This is a genomic window from Geodermatophilus sp. SYSU D00691, assembly GCF_054050275.1.
In genome coordinates, this window is the sequence record NZ_JBJGYZ010000009.1 from 62131 (window position 1) to 85484 (window position 23354).

Annotated in this window: 16 protein-coding genes; 13 read left to right on the plus strand and 3 right to left on the minus strand. The window is 73.4% G+C overall.

All coding sequences use genetic code 11. The features are described from left to right. Positions 1–7 precede the first annotated feature (7 nt). Positions 8–139: a hypothetical protein gene (locus ACI797_RS08885; RefSeq protein ID WP_456858258.1), complete on the minus strand. Its 132-nt coding sequence runs from the start codon at positions 137–139 to the stop codon at positions 8–10. A 556-nt stretch (positions 140–695) separates the two neighbouring features. On the opposite strand from ACI797_RS08885, the gene ACI797_RS08890 reads away from it, so the two are divergent. The 6 genes from ACI797_RS08890 to ACI797_RS08915 all read left to right on the plus strand — a co-directional run bounded on the left by ACI797_RS08890 (position 696) and on the right by ACI797_RS08915 (position 11306). Beyond that, positions 696–2495 carry a peroxidase family protein gene (locus ACI797_RS08890; protein ID WP_456858259.1) on the plus strand — a complete coding sequence of 600 codons (1800 nt, stop codon included), beginning with the start codon at positions 696–698 and terminating at the stop codon, positions 2493–2495. Between the two features lie 283 nt (positions 2496–2778). Next, positions 2779–5376 carry a galactose oxidase-like domain-containing protein gene (locus ACI797_RS08895; RefSeq protein WP_456858260.1) on the plus strand — a complete coding sequence of 866 codons (2598 nt, stop codon included), beginning with the start codon at positions 2779–2781 and terminating at the stop codon, positions 5374–5376. 245 nt (positions 5377–5621) lie between these two features. Next, a complete protein-coding gene (locus ACI797_RS08900) occupies positions 5622–7979 on the plus strand; it encodes a S8 family serine peptidase (protein ID WP_456858261.1) in 2358 nt (785 codons plus the stop codon). Between the two features lie 37 nt (positions 7980–8016). After that, positions 8017–9096, plus strand: coding sequence for a phosphotransferase family protein (locus ACI797_RS08905; protein ID WP_456858262.1), 1080 nt, complete (start codon positions 8017–8019; stop codon positions 9094–9096). 12 nt (positions 9097–9108) lie between these two features. Next, entirely contained in the window at positions 9109–10047 is a 939-nt protein-coding gene (locus tag ACI797_RS08910; RefSeq protein ID WP_456858263.1) for a T3SS effector HopA1 family protein, read from the plus strand. Continuing rightward, positions 10044–11306 carry a lanthionine synthetase LanC family protein gene (locus ACI797_RS08915; RefSeq protein WP_456858264.1) on the plus strand — a complete coding sequence of 421 codons (1263 nt, stop codon included), beginning with the start codon at positions 10044–10046 and terminating at the stop codon, positions 11304–11306. Before ACI797_RS08910 ends, ACI797_RS08915 begins: the two co-directional genes overlap by 4 nt. On the opposite strand, the gene ACI797_RS08920 is transcribed toward ACI797_RS08915, so the two are convergent. Continuing rightward, entirely contained in the window at positions 11291–11593 is a 303-nt protein-coding gene (locus ACI797_RS08920; RefSeq protein ID WP_456858265.1) for a hypothetical protein, read from the minus strand. The genes ACI797_RS08915 and ACI797_RS08920 overlap by 16 nt on opposite strands. Before the next feature lie 703 nt (positions 11594–12296). Further along, positions 12297–12953, minus strand: coding sequence for an MBL fold metallo-hydrolase (locus tag ACI797_RS08925; RefSeq protein ID WP_456858266.1), 657 nt, complete (start codon positions 12951–12953; stop codon positions 12297–12299). A gap of 49 nt (positions 12954–13002) precedes the next feature. Here ACI797_RS08925 and ACI797_RS08930 point away from each other — a divergent pair, with 49 nt between their 5' ends. The 7 genes from ACI797_RS08930 to ACI797_RS08960 all read left to right on the plus strand — a co-directional run bounded on the left by ACI797_RS08930 (position 13003) and on the right by ACI797_RS08960 (position 23342). Further along, positions 13003–14409, plus strand: a complete 1407-nt coding sequence (locus tag ACI797_RS08930) for an amidase (RefSeq protein ID WP_456858267.1) — start codon at positions 13003–13005, stop codon at positions 14407–14409. Positions 14410–14513: 104 nt separating this feature from the next. Beyond that, entirely contained in the window at positions 14514–17405 is a 2892-nt protein-coding gene (uvrA, locus tag ACI797_RS08935; protein WP_456858268.1) for an excinuclease ABC subunit UvrA, read from the plus strand. Positions 17406–17661: 256 nt separating this feature from the next. After that, entirely contained in the window at positions 17662–19770 is a 2109-nt protein-coding gene (locus ACI797_RS08940; RefSeq protein ID WP_456858269.1) for an HNH endonuclease, read from the plus strand. A gap of 116 nt (positions 19771–19886) precedes the next feature. Beyond that, on the plus strand, positions 19887–20864 hold the full coding sequence (locus ACI797_RS08945) for a Bug family tripartite tricarboxylate transporter substrate binding protein (RefSeq protein WP_456858270.1): 978 nt from the start codon (positions 19887–19889) through the stop codon (positions 20862–20864). After that, the gene (locus tag ACI797_RS08950) at positions 20861–21370 is read left to right on the plus strand and encodes a tripartite tricarboxylate transporter TctB family protein (protein ID WP_456858271.1); all 510 of its coding nucleotides are present in this window, start codon (positions 20861–20863) and stop codon (positions 21368–21370) included. Before ACI797_RS08945 ends, ACI797_RS08950 begins: the two co-directional genes overlap by 4 nt. Further along, positions 21370–22938 carry a tripartite tricarboxylate transporter permease gene (locus ACI797_RS08955; RefSeq protein WP_456858272.1) on the plus strand — a complete coding sequence of 523 codons (1569 nt, stop codon included), beginning with the start codon at positions 21370–21372 and terminating at the stop codon, positions 22936–22938. Before ACI797_RS08950 ends, ACI797_RS08955 begins: the two co-directional genes overlap by 1 nt. Continuing rightward, a complete protein-coding gene (locus ACI797_RS08960; RefSeq protein WP_456858273.1) occupies positions 22935–23342 on the plus strand; it encodes a universal stress protein in 408 nt (135 codons plus the stop codon). The genes ACI797_RS08955 and ACI797_RS08960 overlap by 4 nt, the downstream gene beginning before the upstream one ends. The last annotated feature ends 12 nt before the right edge of the window (positions 23343–23354 follow it).

Here is a 23354-nt window from a genome sequence, read left to right on the forward strand (position 1 = left end):
GTCCCGGCTACCAGCCGCGCTCGCGCCACTCGCCGAGGTGCGGGCGCTCGGCGCCGAGCGTGGTGTCCTCGCCGAGGCCCGGACAGACCCACCCGCCGCCGAGCTCGGGAACCTCGCCGAGCTCGACGGCGTCGTCCACGTCGACGCCGGGGACGTCTACCGGCCGTAGCGGCGGAGACCGTGCGTCACCCGAGCAGCCGCGCGGCCTCCACTGCGTCGACGCGACCGCAGCCCCGCGCCACGTCGAAGGGCTGCACCCCGTTCGGCGGGTCCGCCGACGCCAGCAGGGCCTTGCGGAGCTGCGCAGACCCTCGCGCGCCGGCAGGACCCAGTCGTCGTACCACCCGGCAGGAGCTCTCCAGTCCGGCCGACGACGAGGGGGAGGACGTCGGCGACCTCCGTCCGCGGGTCGAGCAGGCTCCGCGCCCAGGCGGTCAGGTCACGGACATCCACCCTCCCTGGCGCGGCCTTCTGGAGCCGCCACAGCAAGGAGCGCAGGCTGTTGTGCGCGAGCGTCTCGTACGCACCGGGCCGCAGGGCACCGGCCACCGCGCTCCGTGCCGCCGACCCGGATCTCGCCCCCGAGTGACGTCGGCGTGACGCCGTCGTGACGGCGGCCGCAGAACCATCGATGACGGACTCGACCCGACAGCCGTCGAGTTCGATCCCCATCGATCAGACAGCGAGGTCGATCCATGACGACGACATCAGACGGCACCACGGTGGTCGGCGGCATCCCCGGTCCGCGCGCGGAGGTCTCCGAGGCCCCGGTGGCGGAGGCTCCTCGCGAGAACGTCCCCGGCCGGCGGGTCATCACGGGGATGCGGCACGGTGCGCACGCGATCGTCGATGCGGCGCCGGGCGCGGAGGAGGCGGTCGAGACCGGAGCGGTACGGCTCAGTGACGTCACGCAGGACGCCGAGGTCGCTGAGACCGGGAACGTGGCCGACGCGCTGGCGCTGGTCGGGGTGACCGACTTCGACTACCTGTTCCGCGAGCTCGTCGACGATCCGGCCAACCTGCTGCCGGCGGAGACCCCCGCCGTCGCGGCCACCACCGTCGAGGCGCTCAACGACCTGGGCAACGCCATGATCGAGCAGGTGCCGTCCCAGAAGAACGCGCCGATCCCGCCCATCCACACCTATTGGGGCCAGTTCGTCGACCACGACCTGACCGCGGCGACGGACAACGACCGGGTCATCGGGATCGACGTGACGCCGTTGCGTCCCATGCCGCCGGACGGCGTCGTCGCGCTGCTGGTGAACAAGCGCAACCCCGCGCTCAACCTCGACTCGGTGTATGGCGACGGCCCCTTCGCACCGCCGGGGCTCGGCGAGGTCGCGGTGCCGTACCGGGCGGACGACCGGGCCAAGCTGCAACTGGGCGAGCTGTCGGTGGCGGGCGCCGGGGTCGTCGTCCCCCCGGTGGGCGACCGCGAGCGGGACCTGCCACGGGTGGACGGTGTCGCCCAGATCGGCGACGGACGCAACGACGAGAACCTCGTCGTCGCCCAGCTCCACCTCGCGTTCCTGCGCTTCCACAACAACGCCGTCGACTGGGTGCGGAACAACGAACCCGAGCGCACCGGCGTCGGGGCCGTCTTCTCCCGCGCCCGCGACCTCACCCGCTGGACCTACCAGTGGTTGTGCGTGCACGACTACCTCGCCACCGTCCTGGCGGACGACGCGGTCGACCGGGTGCTCGCGAGCGAGGACGACCTGCTGGGCCTCGCCGGCCGGGCGCGGCCGTACATGCCGCTGGAGTTCGCGGTGGCCGCCTTCCGGTTCGGCCACAGCATGATCCGCGGGGCCTACGACTGGAACCGCAACTTCGGTGCTCCGGGGAACATCCTCCTGCAGCGGGCGACGCTGGATCAGCTGTTCCAGTTCACGGGCACCGGCGGCTTCATCGGCGGCGCGACCACCCTGCCCGACAACTGGCCCGCCGAGTGGGAGCGGTTCGTCGAGATCGACGACCTCTTCCCCATCCGCAGCGCGCGACCGATCGACACCTTCCTGGCCGGACCGTTGGCCGACATGGTCAACCAGGTGGCGAACACCCAGGTGGACCCGGACAGTGACCTCGGGCGGCTGCTCAAGCACCTGGCCCGGCGCAACCTGCTCCGTGGGTTCGTGCTCAGCCTGCCCACGGGGCAGGCGGTCGCCGGCGCCCTCGGCATCCCTCCGATGACGGCGCAGGAACTCACCGACGGCCTGGACCAGGGCGTCCGCGACGCGCTGGACAAGGGCGGGTTCGTCGACCGGACGCCGCTGTGGTTCTACGTGCTCCGCGAGTCCGAGGTCCGTACGGGCGGCGACGCCCTGGGACCGGTCGGCAGCCGGATCGTCGCCGAGACGATCATCGGCCAGCTCCGGCGCGACCCTCGGTCGTACCTGAACCAGACCGGATGGACGCCGGCGTCCGGGGTGCGGCTCCCGGACGGCGCCATGGTCACGTCGATCGCCGCGTTCCTGCGGTTCGCCGGCGTGATGTAGCGCGCAGGGCCGGCGCGCCGGCGTCGAGCACGACGGTGCGCCGGCCGCGCCCACCACTCGCTGCGGGGCCTGGACGTCGAACCGGGTGGATGCCCGTCAAGCCGAGGCCCGCGAGGACGGCAGCGTCGGCCTGCCGTGGTTTCCCACGTTCGCCGAACCCGGTGGTCCGGCCCCAGGCACGGTGCGCCCCCCCCGCACCGGTGGGCCGACACCCGCCTCGACGAGCGGCTGCCACCGACTTGCTCCGGATCACCCACCAGCGACGACCACGAGGCGGGTCGACATGGCGAACCTCGGCAACGCCTGGCACATCCCCGGTGCGGCGGAACCGCGCGGGTTCGCGGGGATGCGCGACCCGGTCGGGGCGATCGTCCCCGGAGCCGTGCTCACCATCGTCTCGGGCAACCAGTTCCAGGGCGGAGGCAACGCGGGCAACCAGCTGCAGACCGGCAGCGCCGTGTCGTTCCGGCGGGCCGACGATCCGTGGACCACCCTGCCCATGGCCTTCCTCCGAACCACCGGCAACAACAAGTACTACACCGCGACCGTGCCCTCGGACGCGTTCCGGCCCGGTGATCTCGTCCGGTACTACCTCCGCATCGCATACGACGACCACGACACGACCTTCGTGCACAGGCAGGGCAACGTCTCCGCGCGCACCGCCGACGAGACCGTCGCCCGAGATGCACCGTTCGCATTCACCGTCGCGGACCCGGCCGAGAAGGGACGGTGGGGGCCGGTCTTCGGCCTCCCGAACGTCGCCGTCCACGCGAACGTGCTCCCGGACGGACGCGTCCTCATGTGGGGCCGACGCGACAGTCCGGACGACGACCTGGATGTCCACGAGTGCACGCCCTTCACCTGGAATCCCGCGGACGGGACGGCCACCAGCACGCCGCAGCCGAGGACGGCGGACGGGACGAAGGTCAACCTGTTCTGCTCGGGCCACACGTTCCTGTCCGACGGTCGGCTCCTCGTGGTCGGTGGCCACCTCGCCGACGGCGACGGACTCAGCCAGGCGGCGCTCTTCGACTGGCGCACGGGATCGTGGACGCCGACAACTCCCATGACCACACCGTCAGGAGAGCGGGTACGGCGCTGGTACCCGACGGCCACCACGCTGCCGAGCGGCGCGGTGCTGGTCCTCTCCGGCAGCTACGTGGACCCCGCACGCCCACCGGGCAGGCAGGTCGTGGTGGTCGATCTCCTGCAGGTCTGGGAGAACGGGACCTGGCGGACCATCGACAAGGCAGACGGCACCCCACTCGACTTCATCGGGCTGCCGCTCTACCCCCGGATGCACGTCACCTCCGACGGCCGCGTCTTCATGTCGGGGACGAACGACCGCACCCTGCTCCTGACGACCACGCGGCCAGGCGCATGGACCGAGGTGGGGTTGCGGGCGGCGGGCAACCGCGACTACTGCCCCGCCGTCCTGTACGACGAGGACGCGGTCATGTACCTCGGCGGCGGCAACGACAGCGGCGATCACCGACCGACCGCCGAGGCAGAGGTCATCGATCTGGCCGCTGCTCCGGCGCAGTGGCGACGGACGGCACCGATGACCTCCCGGCGCCGTCAGCACAACGCCGTCGTCCTGCCCGACGGCACGGTCCTGGTCACCGGCGGGACCCGTGGTGGTGGCGGTCCCAACGACGGGTTCAACGACCTGCGCCCGGGCCGGCCCGTGCGCACCGCGGAGTTGTGGGACCCGGCGGCGGAGCGGTGGACGGAACTGACCGCCGAGTCCGTGGACCGCTGCTACCACGCCACGGCCGTGCTCCTTCCCGACGCCACGGTGCTCAGCGCCGGCGGGGGTGAGTACCGACCGAACAACGTGGACGCCAACGATCCGCAGGACAGCCACCTCGACGCCCAGATCTTCTCCCCGCCCTACCTGTTCACAGGTGGCCAGCGCCCGGTCATCACCTCGACGCCCGAGTCGGCGGACTACGGCGAGACGTTCGTCGTGGGCGCGACGACGTCCAACGGCATCTCGAGGGTGAGCCTGGTCCGCCTACCGTCCGTGACGCATTCGTTCGACCAGAACCAGCGCATCTGCTTCGTGGAGTTCCGAGAGGAGCCCGGAGGCGTGGCCGTCACCGCACCGGCCGCGCCGAGCGGGTGTCCTCCCGGCCACTACATGCTGTTCCTGCTCGACGGGGCCGGAGTGCCGTCCCGGGCCCGGACCGTGCGTATCGGCGGCCCGCTCGCTCCCGACGGCGACGCGGCCGCCGCCGGATCCGCCGAGGCGATCGGGGTGCGGCCGGTGACGACCGAGCCGGCAGCCCCACCCACCTACCTGCACATCTCCGCTCGTGAGGCCGAGGTGCGCGCATCCGCCCGGGGGACCCGGGTGGTGGTCGGCATCACGGGGACGTGCCCGTACGGGATCGGCGCGTGCTGGGGCGGCGCGCACGAGGCGCTCGGACGACTGGCGGGTGTGCAGTTCGTCGTCCCGGTCCCTGACGTGGACGACTCGACGGCAGAGGTCGTGCTCAGCGACGACGGGCTGCCCGACCTGGACACCTGGCACCGGCAGTTCGCGGGCATCGTCAACGGGACGTACGAGCTCCGCGGCATCGAGGTGGTCCTCCGCGGGGACCTCGTGCAGCGGGACGGCGAACTCCTGCTGGTGGAAGGGACGGCACGCCCAGCGGTCCGACTGGTACGGCTCACCCAGACCGAGAAGATCCAGTGGGACCACCTCAGCCGCTCCACCAAGCCGCTCGAGGAGGACGAGGAGTCGGCGTTCGAGCGACTGGTCACGGCCGCGCGTGGCCCGACCGGGATGCTCGACGTGACGGTGACCGGCCCGCTGAGGAAGACCGGAACCGGCCACGACGTGCACGTCCGGGTCTTCACCGCGAGTCATCAGTAGCGCGCCGGCGCCCCGTCCGGGACGGCCGGCAGCGGGCGTCCAGCCGACCGCGATCTGACGGAGCGCAGGCAGGGGCTGCCGCCGGGGCGGTGGCCCGCGGCCGAAGGGTGATGCCGCCGTGACGGGGGCGTGACGACCGCGGGCCTACCGTCCGCTGGCGGCGTGCGCTGCGCGGGCCGCCGCGTTCTTCCCGTCTCGTCACGGTGGGTGACGACATCCGGGGCATGCGACAGCGGGAGGGAACGATGGCGAAAGTGGACCCGGGCCTCAAGTTCCTCGCCCAGCGGGGAGAGGAACTCTCCCCGGACCTCGCTGACGAGGTCGCCTTCGCGGTCGAGGTGGACGCAGGCGGGGCCCCTGCGGTGTCCGTTCTGGTCCAGTTCGAGGACGACCTCTCGGCGCTGGAGGAGGCCGGCTTCAGAACTCGGAGCGTCGCCGGCGATGTCGCGACCGGAGAGGTGCAGCTGGGGCGGATCGACGAGCTCGCGCAGCATCCCTCGGTCACGCGCATGGAGGCCTCACGGGTCCTGGGGCGGGAACTGGATCTCGCTCTGCCCGAGAGCCGCGCCGACGCCGTCCACACGGGCCCGCCCGGCCATCGGGGCAGCGGCGTGCTCGTCGGGATCATCGACTCCGGTATCGACTACACCCACCAGGCGTTCCGCAGGACCGACGGGACGTCCCGGGTCCTCGCCATCTGGGACCAGGGCCTCGTCGCGCAAGGCGGCGAGGCAAGTCCCACCGGCTTCACCTATGGCGTCGAGTACCAGAAGGTCGCGATCGACAACGCTCTCGGGGCGGCCGATCCCTTCGCCGTCGTGCGCCATCGCGATCTGCAGATCCCGGGCGACGGCTTCCACGGCACGCACGTCGCGGGCATCGCCGCGGGTGACGGTTCCGTGGCCGGCCAGGGGCAGCCGGCCTTCACCTTCGTCGGCGTCGCGCCCGAGGCGGACATCGTGGTGGTGGCGAACACCCGTGGTCGAGCCGCGGGCGAGCGGGGGCTCGGCGACTCAGCCGACACGCTCGACGCCATCCGGTACATCTTCGACTTCGCCGCTTCGCTCGGTCGCCCCGTGGTGATCAACCAGAGCCAGGGGGACAACGTCGGACCGCACGACGGGACCAGTCTGCTGGAGCGCGGCATCGACAACCTGCTCGGCGGGCCCGGTCGCGCGATGGTCAAGTCCGCCGGCAATGAAGGCGCCACCGGCCGGCACGCCAGCGGAACCGTCACGGCGGGTGGACTGCAGAGCGTCGCCTTCACCGTGCCCGCCGGTCAGGGCGGTGCGGTCACGGTGGACATCTGGTACCGCGGCCCCGACAGGATCGAGTTCACGGTCACTCCACCGGGCGGCACGCCCAGCGGTGCCGTCGTCCCGGGCAGCACGACCACCCCGCCGATCGCCCTGCCCAACGGCAACGAGGTGTTCGTCGACTCCGACCTCAACGACCCGGGGAACGGAGACAACCGGATCTTCGCGGTGATCTCCCGGGGTGGTGTCGGGGCGGTCCAGGCCGGGACGTGGTCGTTCGGCCTGCGAGGAACGACGGTCAACCTGGGGCAGTGGGACGCCTGGATCCAGCGGAACGCGGCCGCGAGGTTCCTCCCCCCGCTCGTGAACCCGGCGAGGACGATCTCGGTGCCCGGGACGGGTGTGGAGATCATCACCGCCGCCTCGTACGTCACCCGGGGATCCGGGGTGGGCACGATCTCCAGCTTCTCCAGTCTCGGACCCACCCGGGACGGACGGCAGGCGCCGACGGTGGCCGCGCCCGGCCAGGTGCTCATGGCACCGCAGCCGAGCTCGACGGGGGACACCTACGGCCTCATGCAGGGCACCTCCATGGCAGCGCCGATGGTCACGGGAACCGTGGCCCTGCTGCTGCAGAAGAACGTCACCCTGACGCAGGCCCAGATCCGGGACTGCCTGATCCGGGGGGCACGCTCGGACGCATTCACGGGAGCGACACCGAACAACGCCTGGGGTGCCGGCAAGCTCGACGCGCAAGCGTCGTTCCAGTGCGTGCTGGGGCCGGTACGGACGTTGCGACCGCCGTGCCCTCCACCGCTGACCGTCCGGCCGCCGTGCATCCCGGCGACGATCCGGCCGCCGTGCATCCCGGTCACCCTCGGCCCGCCGTGCATCCCGGTGACGCTGGGCCCGCCGTGCATCCCGGTGACGCTGGGCCCGCCGTGCCCGCCCCGCACCCTGGGCCCGCCCTGCCCGCCCCGCACCGTGGGCCCGCCGTGCATCCCCGCGGCGCCCGGACCAGGCGTCGGCACGACGGCGCAACCGGGTCGACCCGGTGGTCCCGAGGCGTCGGGTGGCTGGCCACCGATCGAACCGGAACCGGCAGGTGACTGGTCCTCCTGGGCCGATCCCTACGGCCAGGGTGGGGGGTGGCCCTCCACCGAGTCGTGGACCGGTTCCCCTGCGGGATGGCACAGCGCTGGCCGGGCCTGGTCGACAGCGGGAACGGAGGACGCCGATGAGTCCTGGGCCATGGGGGCCGGCCTGTCGTTCGAGGCCGGAGCCGGCTCCGGCGCGCCGGAGGACGACGGTGTCACCTCCCACTGGTACGGGAACCCGGGGTACTGACCGGCGGACCTCCGGCTCCCGGGTCTCGGCGGAAGACGTGGACCCCGAGGCGGGGGCGTTCGCCGGCGGGCCCGTGGCGTATCTCCGGCTGGCCGGCCTGCTCGACGTCCACGGGGGTGCGGTGCGGGTCACCGCTCTGTCCCGTTCGCACCTGGTCGCCTCGGTTCGACTTCGGGACGGGCGGCATCTCGTCGTCAAGCGGGCCCGGCCCCGACCCGGTGAGCGCTGGGGCAGCCTCGGCCGGGAGTTGCTGATCTACCGACTGGCGAGGGAGCACGCCGCCCTCGCGGCGGCCGTGCCGAGGCCGGTCTGGTCCGATCCGGCTCTCCAGGTGCTCGTCATGGAGGCGGTGGAACCGGGCACCCCGGTGCACGCCCGGGCCGTGGAGCGCGGCGGGCCGCCGCCCGTCCTGGCGCGGCGGCTGGGGGAGGTGGTGGCGGGCTGGCACCGGGCCACGCGAGTGCGCGCCGGGAGCCAGCCGGACGGCCTCGCCGCTGATGGCACGGGGGCGTTCCGCGTCCCGGAGGGAGTGCCCACAGAGGTGCCCTGGATCCTCGGCATCCTGACTCCCGGGGGCTGGCGGCCACCCGTGACGGGGCAGTTGCTGGACCTGGGTGCGGTCCGCCGAGAACTGCGGGCCCACTTCGCGGAGCTGGCGCGGCAGCTCGTGCCGTCCCGCCTGGTGCACGGCGACGTGAAGTGGGACAACTGCGTGCAGGACGGGGAGTCCGGCGTGCGCGTCATCGACTGGGAACAGGCGGCCGTAGGGGATCCGGCCTGGGACGTGGCCGGGATCCTCCAGGAGTACGTCGTCGTCCGTCGGGTGCGGCGGGACCGGGGCCCGGACCTCGGATGGGCCGGTACCGGGGACTCGACCGCGGACTTCCTCGAGGCCTATCTCCACACCGCCCGCGACCGGGATCCGCGCTGTGCCGACCCGGTCACGGCAGGAGCGTTCGTCGAGCGGGCGGCGAGGCTGGCCGGGGCGAGGCTGGTGCAGACGGCGCTGGAACATGCGTGTGTCAGCGCCGACCAACGCCTCGCCCGTGTTCTCCTCGACGACGCGCTGCGGGTGCTCCGTGATCCCCGCCTGCTCCTGCCCACCGGGATCACGTAGGTGTCCGGCCGCGTGCCGCCGTACGACGCCCAGCTCAGCGCCGCGGCCCGGGTCGCCCTGGACGCGCCGACCACCGCGGACCTCGCGGAACGGCTCTACGACCGTTGGTACGCACCCGCCGCTGGTGAAGGCCACGGTCTCGGCCCGGAGGAAGGGGCTGCTCACCTGCGTGCGGCCGACGCGGCCAGTGGCCGATTCGAACCGGGATGGCGGGTTCTGGACGCCACCGAGGCACCCGGGCGCATGGGCGGCGCACCTTCGCCCTGGCATGTTCCCGTGGCCTGCGAGGAGGAGGTTCGCTGGGTCGCCCCGGCGGATCTGGTCTTCCCCGGCCGGGTGGGGTTGCGTCCGACGCCGGGGGCGCTGGTCCGGGTGTGTGCCCGGCGTGATTCGGTCGACGTCCTCCCAGGCTGGTGGACCAGCATGAGTCGGGGCTGGACCCTGGCACCCGTCGCAGAGCCGCTGGTCCGGCTGTACTGGTCGGTCGACCCCCCGCAGCTCTGCCGGGTCGTCGCGGGCGTGACCGCATGTCTCGACCCGGCCGGCCGCTACGTGCTCAAGTGTCCGCTCGATGCCGATCGGTGCCGGCGGCCGGACGCCGTGGTGCTGTTCCTGCCCTCGGCCCAGTGGCCTGCGGCGAGGGCGGGTGTCGTCGCCGCCCACCGACGCGTCAGGCCGTGGCTCAGGGCGCGGATCCCGGCCCTCACGCTCGACCTCGCCCCCGGACTCGCCCTGGCGGAGGACCCCGGCGACCAGAGCTTCGGCACCCACCGCTGCCGCGCCGTCGCAGGCGCGCTCGCGGAGAGCCGGCGGGCAGGGGTGACCGATGTGGAGGTGCTCTCCACCGCTGCCCGGGCGGCCTTGGGTGCCGTCGGCGTCGACGCGGACGCGCCGTGGCGCAACCCGGGTTCGAGCCGCGAGTATCCATGGCCCGTCGAGGAGCCGAGGTGAACGCGCTCGAGGCCGCTCGGCGGCTCGCCCGGCGCATCTGCGACGATGCCGAGTGGCGGGACGGACTCTGCACGTGGACGGGGCCGGGCGGTGTCCCGATGGACGCGGATCTGTACGAGGGGACGGCGGGGGTGGCCTGGTTCCTCGGGCACGTCGGCGCCGTCACGGGGGACGCTCGTCCTGCCCGAACAGCCACGGGGGCGGCCCGCCACGCCGTGGACCGGGTCGCGCACCGGCGCCTTCCCCGCAGCGGGCTGTACGCCGGGGATCTGGGCGCTCTCTGGGGGGTGGCCACCGTGGGCACGCTCCTGGACGAGCCCGAGTTGGTCGAGCGAGCCCTCGGCCTGGTCCCCGCCGTGCAGTCCCGCCTGCCGGCCACCGGCCACGCCGGTCACGACCTGCTCGGCGGTACCGCGGGAAACCTGCTCGCGCTCGTCGCGCTGGCCGCTCTCCGCGGCGAACCGGTCGGGGAGCGGTCTCGAATCATCGCGGCAGGGTTGGCCACGGCAGCCGATCCCATGCCCCATGGCGTGGCGTGGCCGCAGCCGGACCCGACCGGCCCCGGGAGTGCGAACCGGCCAGCAGCCACGCGATTCGGCAGGGAGCCCGTGCATCCGGTCGGGATGGCCCACGGCGCTTCGGGTGTCGCCCGCGCGATGCTGGAGTTCGCCTCGACCGGCGCGACCGAGCGCTTCGGGGACGTCGTCAGGGACGCCCTGGCGTTCGAGCACGCATGGTTCGACCGCGATTCGTGTGGCTGGCGAGATCCGCAGACCCGTCAGCTCACCGGCCTTTCCTGGTGCCGGGGGAGCGTCGGCATCGGGCTGACCCGGCTGCGCGGCATCCAACTCGCCCCCGGACCGCGCCTCGAGGCCGAGGCCGGGGCTGCGCTGGCCTCCGTCCACACCGCGTTGGCCGGGCTCCTGTCGGCTGGCGTGCGCACCCCGAGACCCCGCCGGGTGGACTTCTCGGTCTGTCATGGCGTCATGGGGGCGGTCGATCTGCTCGTCCACGCCGCGGAGGTCCTCGGCGTCGACGAACACCGCGAGGCCGCCGTGCGCGTCGTCGATCTGGCACTGGCCACCGTGGCGACCGACGGGAGCTGGACGTGCGGCACCGTGGACGGCTCCGAGTCCAGCGGACTCCTCCTCGGGCTCGCCGGCATCGGTGCCGCCTGTCTGCGGGTGGCGTGTCCGGGCTCGGTACCCCCGGTGGGACTTCTGGCCGGCGTCCCCGCGATGCCCTACTCGGTGTCGTAGAAGGACGCCGCTCCCAGATGGCCGTCCTCGGGGCGCAGCGGCTGGGAGAGCTGGACCTGCGTGACGAAGTCGTGCCTCGCCAGGGCGGGTAGCGACGTCGGTGCGACGCTCGCGCTGAGCACGTCGCCGGCCACGGTGCGGACCTCGGCCCCGTCGGCACGGAGCGCATCGAGCTGACTCTCGGTGAAAGCGCCGCGTCCCCGGAGGAGGATGCCCACCTCCGCCTCGGAGCCCGCATCCGCGTCCTGCGCGAGCAGGTGCCGGCTCGGCGCGTCGAGCTTGTCCATGTCAGCCATCACAGTCCTCCTGGGGTGACGCCGCGGTGCGGGTCTCATCATCACCCTCGGCGCTTCGAGGTCGGCGGCCGAGCCGGGACGTGCCACCGTCGACGCTGCACCGGCGTCTCCGGGCAGTACATCCAGACCTTCCACGACAACGCGCGGCTGACCCAGTGCAGGTTCTCGTCCGCCCATCCCAGGATGTCCAGCGCGGAGTCGAGCAGTGGGCGGGCGCCGCATCAGAGCGTCTCGCCGCCGCAGCCGATCGAAGGCCACCACGATCGGGCCGACCCGGGGTCGGCCGCCCCGCTCGTGGAAGGTCACGCCGGCCGGCGACATGATGGTGACGAACCACCCAGCCGATCCCCCGGGTGGTCATCAGTAGCGGCACGTAGGCGTGCTCGCGCTCCCGCTCTGCCCGCACCGCCGGATCGGGCAGCCAGATCGCCGGCACCAGATCCCGCCGGGACAGCTCGGCCAGCACCCAGGTGCCGGTCATCCGGACCGGGCCTCCATCCGTCACGCTCGCCGGCTCTCTCCCGCAAGCGTGCTCCGGGGAGGCCCCCGCCTTCATGGCATTCCGTCGAAGGCCCTGAGCGCCATCCGGTTGCACACGTGGACCTGACGTCGATGGTCAGGGGCTCGAAACCCGTCCTGACGCCGCCAACTGGGCGCGCGTCGGTGTCCCGAGCGGCCGGCTGAGGGGCAGCGACTACCAGCCGCGCGCCCGCCATTCGGCGATCTGTGGCCGCTCCGCGCCGAGGGTGCTGTCCTTGCCGTGCCCGGGGTAGAACCACGTGTCGTCGTCCAGGCGACCGAAGATCCGCTCCTCGAGGTCGTCCATCAGTGACGTGAAGTCGGCCGGATTCGTCGTCCTCCCAGGACCGCCCGGGAACAGGCTGTCGCCGGTGAAGACGTGCGTGCCCGCGCCCTCCGGCCCGCGCCAGACCAGCGCGATGCTGCCCGGGGTGTGCCCGCGCAGGTGCACCACCTCGAGGGTCTGCCCGCCCACGGTCACCGTGTCGCCGTGCTCGACCGGCCGCTGCACCGGGACGGGCAGGTCGCCGGCGTCGGCGGGGTGGGCCACCGTGACGGCGCCGGTCGCCTCGACCACTTCGGGCAGGGCGCGGTGGTGGTCCCAGTGCCCGTGCGTGGTGACGACGGTCCGGACGTCGACGCCCTCGACCAGCTGCAGCAGCTTCCCGGGCTCGGCCGCGGCGTCGACCAGCAGCGCCTCGCCGGTCTGCGCGTCGCGCAGCAGGTAGACGTTGTTGGCCATCTCGGAGACGGCGAGCTTGGTGATGGTCAGCCCGGGCAGCTCCCGGACGTCGGCCGGTCCGCCCACCTCGACGTCGCCGGTGTAGGTCATCTGGACTCCGATCGGAAAGTGTCAGCGGCCGCGGTTAGGTTCCTCTGTCATGGACGCTAGCGGGTCTCCGGGCGCTGCTCAGGTCGTCGGTCTGCCGGCCACCGAGATCGCCGCACGGGTGCGTTCCGGCGACCTGACGGCGGTCGACGTGGTCCGCGCGCACCTCGACCACATCGCCGCGGTCGACGCCCGCATCGGGGCCTTCCGGGTGGTGCGCGCCGAGGCCGCGCTCGCCGAGGCCGCCGCCGTCGACGCCGATCCCCGTCGCGCCTCGCTGGCCCTGGCAGGGGTCCCGATCGGGGTCAAGGACAACATCCCCGTCGCCGGGGAGACCTGCACCGTCGGCACAGCGGCCTGCGCCCACGAGCCCGCCGCCGCGGACCACGCCGTCGTCGCGAGGGTGCGGGCCGCGGGAGGGGTCGTCGTGGGCATCACCCGCATGCCTGAGCTCGGTCTCTACGCCGCGACCGACGCACCCGGCGCGGTCAGCCGCAACCCCTGGGACACCGCGCGGTCGCCGGCCGGCAGCTCCGGCGGCAGCGCGGCCGCGGTCGCCTCGGGCAGCGTGCCCGTCGCGCTCGGCAACGACGGCATGGGTTCCCTGCGCCTGCCGGCGGCCGCTTGCGGGTTGGTGACGCTCAAGCCCGGGCGCGGCGTCGTCCCGACGCTGGCCAACGACTGGTTCGGCATGGTCGAGAACGGCGTCCTGGCGACGACGGTCGGCGACCTCGTCCTGGGCACGGCGGTCCTGGCCGGGGAGGAGCCGACGTCTCCGGCCGCTCCCGGTCGCCCGCTGCGCATCGCCGTCTCCACCCGCTCGCCCCTGCCCGGGCTCCGGGCCGACGCGGCGACGTCGGCCGCCGTCGATGCCACCGTGACGGCGCTCCGGGACGCCGGCCACGTGGTCGTCCGGCGCAACCCCGTTGTTCCTCCTGCCGTGGCGCTCGGGACCGTGGCGCGCTGGATGGCGGGTGCCGACGTGGACGCGGCGGCCCTCGAGGTCGACCGGACGCTGCTGCAGCCGCGCAGTCGCGCGCACGCCCGGGTCGGCCGGCTCGTGCGCCGGGCGGGCCTGGTGCGCCCGTCGACCGCCGAGCGGTTCCGGGAGCGGACGATCGCCTTCTTCGAGGACGTCGACCTGCTCCTCAGCCCCGTGACGACCGGTCCGCCGCTGCCCGCACGGCCGTGGCACGAGCGAGGCTTCGTGGCCAACGTCACCGCCAACGCCCGGTGGGCCCCGTGGACGGCAGCGTGGAACGTCACGGGCCTGCCCGCCCTCGCCCTCCCTGCCGGCGTGGGGCCGGAGGGACACCCGTTGTCGGTCCAGCTCGTCGGCCCCCCGGGCGCCGAAGGACGACTACTCTGGCTGGCCGGAGAGCTGGAACGCCGGCGGCCGTGGCGCCGTCACGCGCCGGTCTTCGACCCCGCCGCGTCACCGGCCGCGGCACCCGTCTGAGCAGCACCCGCGTGCGCGGCCCGGCCGCCGTCCGTCCGGGTGCGCCTGCCTGCACCGCCACAGCTCCACACCGACTCACCCGCCCAGCGACCGACAGGGAACACATGGACCGCCTCGTCGTCCGCGGCGCCCGCGAGCACAACCTCAAGGACGTCCACCTCGACCTGCCCCGCGACGCCCTGATCGTGTTCACGGGCCTCTCCGGCTCCGGCAAGTCCAGCCTCGCCTTCGACACGATCTTCGCCGAGGGCCAGCGCCGCTACGTCGAGTCGCTGTCGGCCTACGCCCGCCAGTTCCTCGGCCAGATGGACAAGCCCGACGTCGACTTCATCGAGGGCCTGTCCCCGGCGGTGTCGATCGACCAGAAGTCGACCAACCGCAACCCGCGGTCGACCGTCGGCACGATCACCGAGGTCTACGACTACCTGCGGCTGCTCTACGCCCGCGCCGGCCAGCCGCACTGCCCCAACTGCGGCAAGCCGATCTCGCGGCAGACCCCGCAGCAGATCGTCGACCAGGTGCTGGCCATGGAGGAGGGCACCCGGTTCCAGGTGCTCGCCCCGGTCGTCCGGGCGCGCAAGGGCGAGTACGTCGACCTGTTCAGCTCGCTGCAGACGCAGGGCTTCTCCCGCGTGCGCGTCGACGGTGTGGTGCACCCGCTCACCGAGCCGCCGAAGCTCAAGAAGCAGGAGAAGCACTCGATCGAGGTCATCATCGACCGCCTCACCGTCAAGGAGAGCGCGAAGCGGCGGCTGACCGACTCGGTCGAGACGGCGCTGGGCCTGGCCGGCGGCCTCGTCGTCCTCGACTTCGTCGACCTCCCGGACGACGACCCGTACCGCGAGCGGACCTTCTCCGAGCACCTGGCCTGCGTCGACGACGGCCTGTCGTTCGAGGCGCTCGAGCCGCGATCGTTCTCGTTCAACTCGCCGTTCGGCGCCTGCCCCGAGTGCACCGGCATCGGCACCCGCAAGGAGGTCGACCCCGACCTCGTCATCCCCGACCCCGAGAAGAGCCTCGGCGCGGGCGCGGTGGCGCCGTGGGCCGGCTCGATGAGCAACGAGTACTTCCAGCGGCTGCTCACCGGCCTGGCCGACCAGCTGGGCTTCTCGATGGACACCCCGTGGGAGCAGCTGCCGGCCAAGGTGCAGAAGGCGGTCCTGCACGGCTCGCCCGACCAGGTGCACGTCCGCTACAAGAACCGCTACGGCCGCCAGCGCAGCTACTACGCCGCGTTCGAGGGCGTGCTGCCGTTCCTCGAGCGGCGGCACGAGGACACCGACAGCGACTACATGCGGGACAAGTACGAGGGCTACATGCGCGACGTGCCCTGTCCCGTGTGCCACGGCACCCGGCTCAAGCCGGAGATCCTCGCCGTCAAGCTCAGCGGGCGCTCGATCGCCGAGGTCACCAACCTCTCGATCGGCGAGGCCTCGCAGTGGCTCGGCGCGCTGGAGCTCGGCGACCGCGAGCGGGCGATCGCCGACCGCGTGCTCAAGGAGATCCAGGCGCGGCTGTCCTTCCTCGTCGACGTCGGCCTCGACTACCTGTCGCTCGACCGGCCGGCGGCCACCCTGGCCGGTGGCGAGGCGCAGCGCATCCGGCTGGCCACGCAGATCGGGTCGGGGCTGGTCGGCGTCCTCTACGTGCTCGACGAGCCGTCGATCGGCCTGCACCAGCGCGACAACACGCGGCTGATCGAGACGCTCGTCCGGCTGCGCGACATGGGCAACACGCTCATCGTCGTCGAGCACGACGAGGACACGATCAAGACCGCCGACTGGGTGGTCGACATCGGTCCCGGCGCCGGCGAGCACGGCGGCGAGGTCGTCGTCAGCGGCACCGTCGAGGACCTGCTGGCCAGCGAGCGGTCGCTGACCGGCGCGTACCTGGCCGGCCGCAGGGAGATCGCCGTCCCGGAGAAGCGGCGTCAGCCGGAACCGGGGCGCGAGCTGGTGGTGAAGGGCGCGCGCGAGCACAACCTCAAGGGCGTCGACGTGACGTTCCCGCTGGGCGTCTTCTGCGCCGTCACCGGGGTCTCCGGATCGGGCAAGTCGTCGCTGGTCAACGACATCCTCTACACCACGCTGGCCAACGAGCTGAACCGCGCGCGCATGGTGCCCGGCCGGCACCGGACGATCACCGGCCTCGAGCACCTCGACAAGGTGGTCCACGTCGACCAGTCGCCGATCGGCCGCACCCCGCGGTCGAACCCGGCCACCTACACCGGCGTGTGGGACCACGTCCGCAAGCTGTTCGCCCAGACGTCCGAGGCCAAGATCCGCGGCTACCAGCCGGGGCGGTTCTCGTTCAACGTCAAGGGCGGCCGCTGCGAGGCGTGCTCCGGCGACGGCACGCTGAAGATCGAGATGAACTTCCTGCCGGACGTCTACGTGCCGTGCGAGGTCTGCAAGGGCGCCCGGTTCAACCGCGAGACCCTCGAGGTGCACTACAAGGGCAAGACGGTCGCCGAGGTCCTCGACATGCCGATCGAGGAGGCGGCCGACTTCTTCGCGGCCATCCCGGCGATCGCCCGCTACCTGCGGACCCTCACCGACGTCGGCCTGGGGTACGTGCGGCTCGGCCAGCCCGCGACGACGCTGTCCGGCGGCGAGGCGCAGCGGGTCAAGCTGGCCAGCGAGCTGCAGAAGCGCTCCAACGGCCGGTCGATCTACGTCCTCGACGAGCCGACCACCGGCCTGCACTTCGAGGACATCCGCAAGCTGCTGCTCGTGCTGCAGGGCCTGGTCGACAAGGGCAACTCGGTCGTGGTGATCGAGCACAACCTCGACGTCATCAAGAGCGCCGACTGGCTCATCGACATGGGCCCGGAGGGGGGCTTCCGCGGCGGCACGGTCGTCGCCGAGGGCCCGCCGGAGTTCGTCGCCACCGTGCCGGAGAGCCACACCGGCCGGTACCTCGCCCGGATCCTCGACCCGGAGGCGGTCAACGCCGCCGCCGCGCCGAAGCGCCGGGCGCGCAAGAAGGCCAGCTGACCGGCGGCCCCGGCTCCTCCGTGAGGGAGCCGGGGCCGTACCCGGACCTCGTCCGGCGTTGCTGGGCGTCCCGGCCGTGGCGCGCCGAGCGCACGAGCACACCAGTCGGCGGCCGGGCGTGCCGTGTCCTGCTCCATGGGCGACCAGCGGCACGTGAGCCGGCTCGGGCGTCGCGGTTGTCCACAGGCCGCTGACCTGAGCGGACGTTGTCCACAGCCGCTTGCCGGGCGATGTTGTCGAATGTATGTTCGAACACGTGAGCGGTGCGGCGACCCTGGCGGACGGACAGGCCGTGGCCGCGCGCCGGGCGCGGGCCCGCAACCGCCGGATCGAGGCCGAGCGGGCGTCCACGGCGTGGCCGGCGTTCACCCCGCAGGTCGGCCTCGGTGAGGGCGCCCTGGGTGAGGCGCAGGCGGCGGACCGCGAGATCGCCCGGATGTACGCGCTGCGGGCCCGCAAGCTGGCGGAGTTCGCCGCGTCGCGACCGGCGGCGGCCGACCGGGCGCAGGCAGAGCCGGGTGCGATGAGCCCCGAGCGGTGGGCGGCCCGGCCGGACCTCCTGCGCGACGTGTCCGAGTGGGCGACGCCGGAGGCCTCGATCGGCCTGACCCGCACCCAGGTCCGCGCGGAAGGGCTGCTCGAGGAGTCGCTGACGCTGGTGCACAGGCTGCCCGGCGCCCTGGCGGCGCTCGAGGGCGGCCTGCTGACCCCCGAGCACCTCCGGCCGCTGCTGGAGCACGTGGCGGTGGTCGCCGACCCCAAGCTGCGCGCGGAGATCGAGGCCGAGGTGCTGCGCTGGGTGGCCGACCGCGCGGCGGACCGGACGATCACGACGCCGCCCCAGCTCGGCGACAGGGTGCTGCGCGTGGTCGAGCGCCGCAACGCCCGCGACGCAGCGCAGCGCGCGCTGACGGCCCTCCGGGTCCGGGGCGTGCACCGGCAGAGCGAGCGTGGGGAGGGCCTGGCCGGGCTGCGCGTGGTCGGCACGGTGCCGGAGATCGAGGCGCTGCTCACCGCCCTGGCCGCCTGCGTCGACGCGCTGCCGGCCGACCCGGCGGACACCCGCACGCGGGACCAGAAGATGCTCGACGTGCTGCTGGACCTGGTGCTGCGGCCCGGGCAGAACCACGTGCCGCCGGTGCAGGTGGTGCTCACGCTCGTCATGGCCGTGCAGACGGCGCTGGGCGGGGACACCCCGGCCGAGCTGAACGGCCGCGTCGTGTCGGCCGAGACCGCGCGGCAGCTGCTCGACGCGCTCGCCGGCGCCGGTCCGGGGGCGGGTGCGCTTGCCGATCTCCAGCGCCTCGCCGATGCCGATGCCGCCGACGCCGACGGTCCGGCCGCCGACGACGCCGGCACACCTGATCCCGAGCCCTCTGCGGAGGACCGGTTCATCGACGACCCGGGCTGGGACCCGTGGGAGCCGGAGATGCAGGCGCCCCTGGCGGAGTGGGAGGCCGACTGGCAGCGCCGGGTCGACGCCGGGCTGGTCGACGACCCCGATCCGATGCCCGACGACGTCGCGGTCGCCCTGGCCGAGAGGCGGGCCGCGAGCGGTGAGATCGACCTGGAGCTGGACCGGCTGCTGGCCGAGGCCCAGGACCGGTGGTGGGCCGAGTTCGAAGCCGGGCGGATCCGCGACCCCGATCCGCCGGACGCAGATGCCGACCGGCCGCCGGAAGATCCGCTTCCCGCCTCCCGGTGGTGGGCGACGGCCGACCGGGCGGTGCACGATGCCTCGGCTGCGCAGCTCGCCGCCGCGCAGGCGCTGGCGCGTGCCGGCCGGTTGGTACGCACGGCCGCCAGAGCCGACGCGGCGGACGTGGCCGCGTGGCGGGGGAGCGCGGCGGGCCGGGTGGATGCCTCCACCGCAGCACTGGCCGCGCTGCGGGCGGCGGCCGATGCCGACCGGGCGGCGCTCGCCGATCTCCTCCGGCGCTCGTCGGGGGGTGGGCTGGCCGACCGGCCGCGGATCGCGCTGGTCGACGCCCTCTCCGGCGTGCTCGTGTCGCTCACGGATCTCCCGGGGCTGCGCCGCGCCGCGGCCACCGGAACCGGCCTCGGCCGTCCCGACCCGACCGACGGCTACCGGCCCGGCGCCGCCCTCGACCGGTTCGTGCGGCACCGCGACCGCCGCTGCCGCTTCCCCGGGTGCCGTCGGCGGGTTCGCACCGGCGAGCTGGACCACCACGTGCCGTACCCGCTCGGGGCCACGTCGGCCGCCAACCTGACCGGCTACTGCACGAGCGACCACCGCGGGAAGCACCAGGCGCCCGGCTGGACCCGCGAGCTCGCCCACGACGGCCGGCTGACCGTCACCACGCCGTCCGGCCTGGTCGCCACCACCGAGCCCCCGCCCTTCTGAGCCGGGCCCTTCTGAGCCCGGGCGCACCCGTCTCGCGGAACGGATCCGTCGGTTCGCGCCATGCGGCGCGCTGTGGTGCGGTGGGGTGTCCGATGCGGAGGTGCCGAACTGTGCACGTGTCCCGCCGATCGTTCCTCGCCGGGGTCGTCGCGGCCCCGGCACTGGGGGCGCTCCCCGCCTGCGCCGGCACGGTCGTGCAGCCCGGCGACCTCTCCCGGCTGCGGATCATGGCGCCGGCCAGCCCGGGCGGCGGCTGGGACACCACCGCGCGCGTGATGCAGCGCGTCATCCAGACCAGCGGCCTGGCGCGCAACGTCCAGGTCTTCAACGTCGAGGGCGCCGGCGGCGTCATCGGCCTCGGCCAGCTCGGCCGCGAGGACGACGACGCGCTGCTCATGATGATGGGCCTGGTCATGGTCGGCGCCGTCGAGACCAACGACGCCGAGACCCGGCTCGAGGACGTCACCCCCATCGCCCGGCTGATCGGCGAGACCGAGCTGATCGTCGCGCCCGCCGACGCCCCGTACGACGACATCGAAGGCTTCGTCGAGGTCTGGGCCGCCGATCCGGAGAACACCCCGATCGCGGGCGGCTCCGCCGGCGGCACCGACCAGATCCTCGCCGGCCTGCTCGCCCAGGCCGCCGGCATCGACCCCGCGCAGATCAACTACGTCGCCTACTCCGGCGGCGGCGAGTCCCTCGCGGCCCTGCTCGGCAACCAGGTCGCCGCCGGCATCTCGGGCACCGCCGACTACGGCCCCCAGGTCCAGAGCGGCGATCTCAAGGGCCTCGCCGTCTCCACCCCGGAGCGCAGCGGTCAGGTGCCCGACGTGCCCACCCTCGTCGAGTCCGGCTTCGACGTCGAGGTCTCCAACTGGCGCGGGGTCATGGCCCGGCCCGGGATGTCCGCCGCGGCGCGCGACGACCTCACCCAGCTCGTCGTCGACGCCCACGACAGCGACGAGTGGCAGGAGGCCCTGGAGAACAACGGCTGGGACGACCTGCTGCTGACCGGCGACGACTACGGCGAGTTCATCGCCGAGGAGGTGCAGCGCGTGCGTCCCATCCTCGAGCAGATCGGCCTGGTCGAGTGACCGCGCCGACGACGGGCCGCGACAACGGCGAGCTCGCCATGACGGTCCTGCTCGGGGCGCTCGGGGTCTACCTGCTCCTCGACGCGTCGAACATCGCCGTCCCGGGATCGGCCAACACCGTCGGCCCGCGCTTCTTCCCCTACCTCGTCGGCGGCCTCGTCGTCGCCACCGCCCTCGGCCTGGGCTACCGCATCTGGCGCGGCGACCGCGGCCCCGCCGACGAGAGCGAGGACGTCGACCCCACCGCCGGCACGTCCTGGACGTCGGTCGGCATCATCGCCCTCGCCTTCCTGGCGCACGCCCTCCTGATCAACGTCATCGGCTGGCCGCTCGCCGTCACCCTCATGTTCGCCACCGTCGCCTGGGCGCTCGGCGCCCGCGGCATCGTCCGCCCGCTGCTCGTCGGCGGCATCACGTCGGTGGTGGTCTGGCTCGTCTTCGTCAAGGCGCTCGGCGTCGCACTGCCCGGCGGCGTCCTGCTCGAGCTCGCCACGGAGTGGCTGTGATGGGCGGGCTCACCGACCTGCTCAGCGGGTTCGCCGACGCCCTCACCCCGGTCAACCTGCTGTTCGCGTTCATCGGCGTGGTCCTGGGGACGGCGGTCGGCGTCCTCCCCGGCATCGGCCCGGCCATGACCGTCGCCCTGCTGCTGCCGATCACCTACGTCCTCGAGCCAACCAGCGCGTTCATCATGTTCGCCGGCATCTACTACGGCGGCATGTACGGCGGCTCCACCACGTCGATCCTGCTCAACACCCCCGGTGAGTCGAGCTCGATCATGACCGCGCTGGAGGGCAACCGGATGGCCAAGGCCGGCCGGGGCGCGGCCGCGCTCGCGACCGCCGCCATCGGCTCCTTCGTCGCCGGCACCATCGCCACCCTGCTGCTCGCGCTGGTCGCCCCGACCGTCGTCGACCTCGCCATCGGCATCACCGCCGCCGATTACTTCGCCCTCAGCGTGCTGGCCTTCGTCGCCGTCGCCACCGTCCTCGGCTCCTCCCCGCTGCGCGGCCTGGCCTCCCTCGGTGTGGGCCTCTACCTCGGCCTCGTCGGCACCGACGTCCTCACCGGCCAGGAGCGGTTCACCCTCAGCATCCCGCAGCTCTCCGACGGGATCGACGTCGTCGTCGTGGCGGTGGCGCTCTTCGCCGTCGGCGAGGCCCTCTACGTCGCCTCCCGGCTCCGCCGCGGGCCCGTGCAGGTGCTCAGCGCCTCCGGCCCGTGGTTCACCCGGCGGGACCTGCGCCGCTCCTGGGCGCCGTGGCTGCGCGGCACGGCGTACGGCTTCCCGCTGGGCGCCCTCCCCGCCGGTGGTGCCGAGATCCCGACCTTCCTCTCCTACGCCACCGAGCGCCGGCTGTCGAAGCACAAGGACGAGTTCGGCAAGGGCGCGATCGAGGGCGTGGCCGGCCCCGAGGCGGCCAACAACGCCGCCGCGGCCGGCGTGCTCGTCCCGCTGCTCACCCTCGGCCTGCCCACGTCGGCGACCGCGGCCATCCTGCTCGCCGCCTTCCAGAGCTACGGCATCCAGCCCGGCCCCACCCTGCTCAGCACCGAGTCGTCGCTGGTCTGGACGCTGATCGCCGCCCTGCTCATCGGCAACCTGATGCTGCTCGTGCTCAACCTGCCGCTCGCCCCGCTGTGGGTGAAGGTGCTGCGCATCCCGCGGCCGTACCTCTACGCGGGCATCCTGCTGTTCGCCTCCCTCGGCTGCTACGCCGTCAACGCCGACCCCCTCGACCTCGTCCTGCTGCTCGTCCTCGGCGTCCTGGGCTTCTTCATGCGCCGCTACGGCTGGCCGGTCGCGCCGGCGATCATCGGGCTCATCCTCGGCCCGATCGCCGAGACCAACCTGCGCCGGGCCCTGGCCATCAGCAGCGGCGACCTCGGCGTCCTCGTCGACACCTGGTTCAGCCGGATCGTGCTCGCGCTCGCCGTCCTCGCGCTGGTCGCCCCGATCGTGCTGCGCGCCGTCCGCGGACCCCGGGCCACGCCCGAGGAGGTCCAGCAGGAGGGCGTCCTCCGGCACCGGGAGCCGCGGGTGCGCACGGGCGCGGACGAGGACGAGCGGTGAGCGGCACCGTCGTCGTCGGATACGTCCCCAACCCGCGCGGGCGGGCGGCGCTGGCCCACGCGCTGGCGGAGTGCCGACGGCGCGCGGCGCGGCTCGTCGTCGTCAACACCTCGCGCGGCGACGCCCTGGTCGACGAGGACTACGTCCAGGGCGACGCCGTCCGCGCCCTGGAGGACGAGCTGGCCGCCTCCGGTGTCGCGGCGGAGCTCCGCCGCCCGGTGCGCGGCAGGGACGTCGCCGAGGAGCTGTCCGAGGTCGTCGCCGAGACCGGCGCCGAGCTCCTGGTCATCGGCGTGCGCCGGCGCACGCCGGTCGGCAAGTTGCTCATGGGCAGCGCGGCCCAGCGCATCCTCCTGGAGGTCGACTGCCCGATCCTGGCGGTGAAGAGCCCGCCGGAGGGATGACGAGGGAGGAGT

Excerpts from the sequence above, each read along its gene's own strand:
- ACI797_RS08890 (WP_456858259.1), top strand. The coding sequence starts at position 696 with ATGACGACGACATCAGACGGCACCACGGTGGTCGGCGGCATCCCCGGT.
- ACI797_RS08925 (WP_456858266.1), bottom strand. The coding sequence starts at position 12,953 with ATGACCTACACCGGCGACGTCGAGGTGGGCGGACCGGCCGACGTCCGG.
- ACI797_RS08930 (WP_456858267.1), top strand. The coding sequence starts at position 13,003 with ATGGACGCTAGCGGGTCTCCGGGCGCTGCTCAGGTCGTCGGTCTGCCG.
- ACI797_RS08955 (WP_456858272.1), top strand. The coding sequence starts at position 21,370 with ATGGGCGGGCTCACCGACCTGCTCAGCGGGTTCGCCGACGCCCTCACC.
- uvrA (WP_456858268.1), top strand. The coding sequence starts at position 14,514 with ATGGACCGCCTCGTCGTCCGCGGCGCCCGCGAGCACAACCTCAAGGAC.
- ACI797_RS08895 (WP_456858260.1), top strand. The coding sequence starts at position 2,779 with ATGGCGAACCTCGGCAACGCCTGGCACATCCCCGGTGCGGCGGAACCG.
- ACI797_RS08900 (WP_456858261.1), top strand. The coding sequence starts at position 5,622 with ATGGCGAAAGTGGACCCGGGCCTCAAGTTCCTCGCCCAGCGGGGAGAG.
- ACI797_RS08920 (WP_456858265.1), bottom strand. The coding sequence starts at position 11,593 with ATGGACAAGCTCGACGCGCCGAGCCGGCACCTGCTCGCGCAGGACGCG.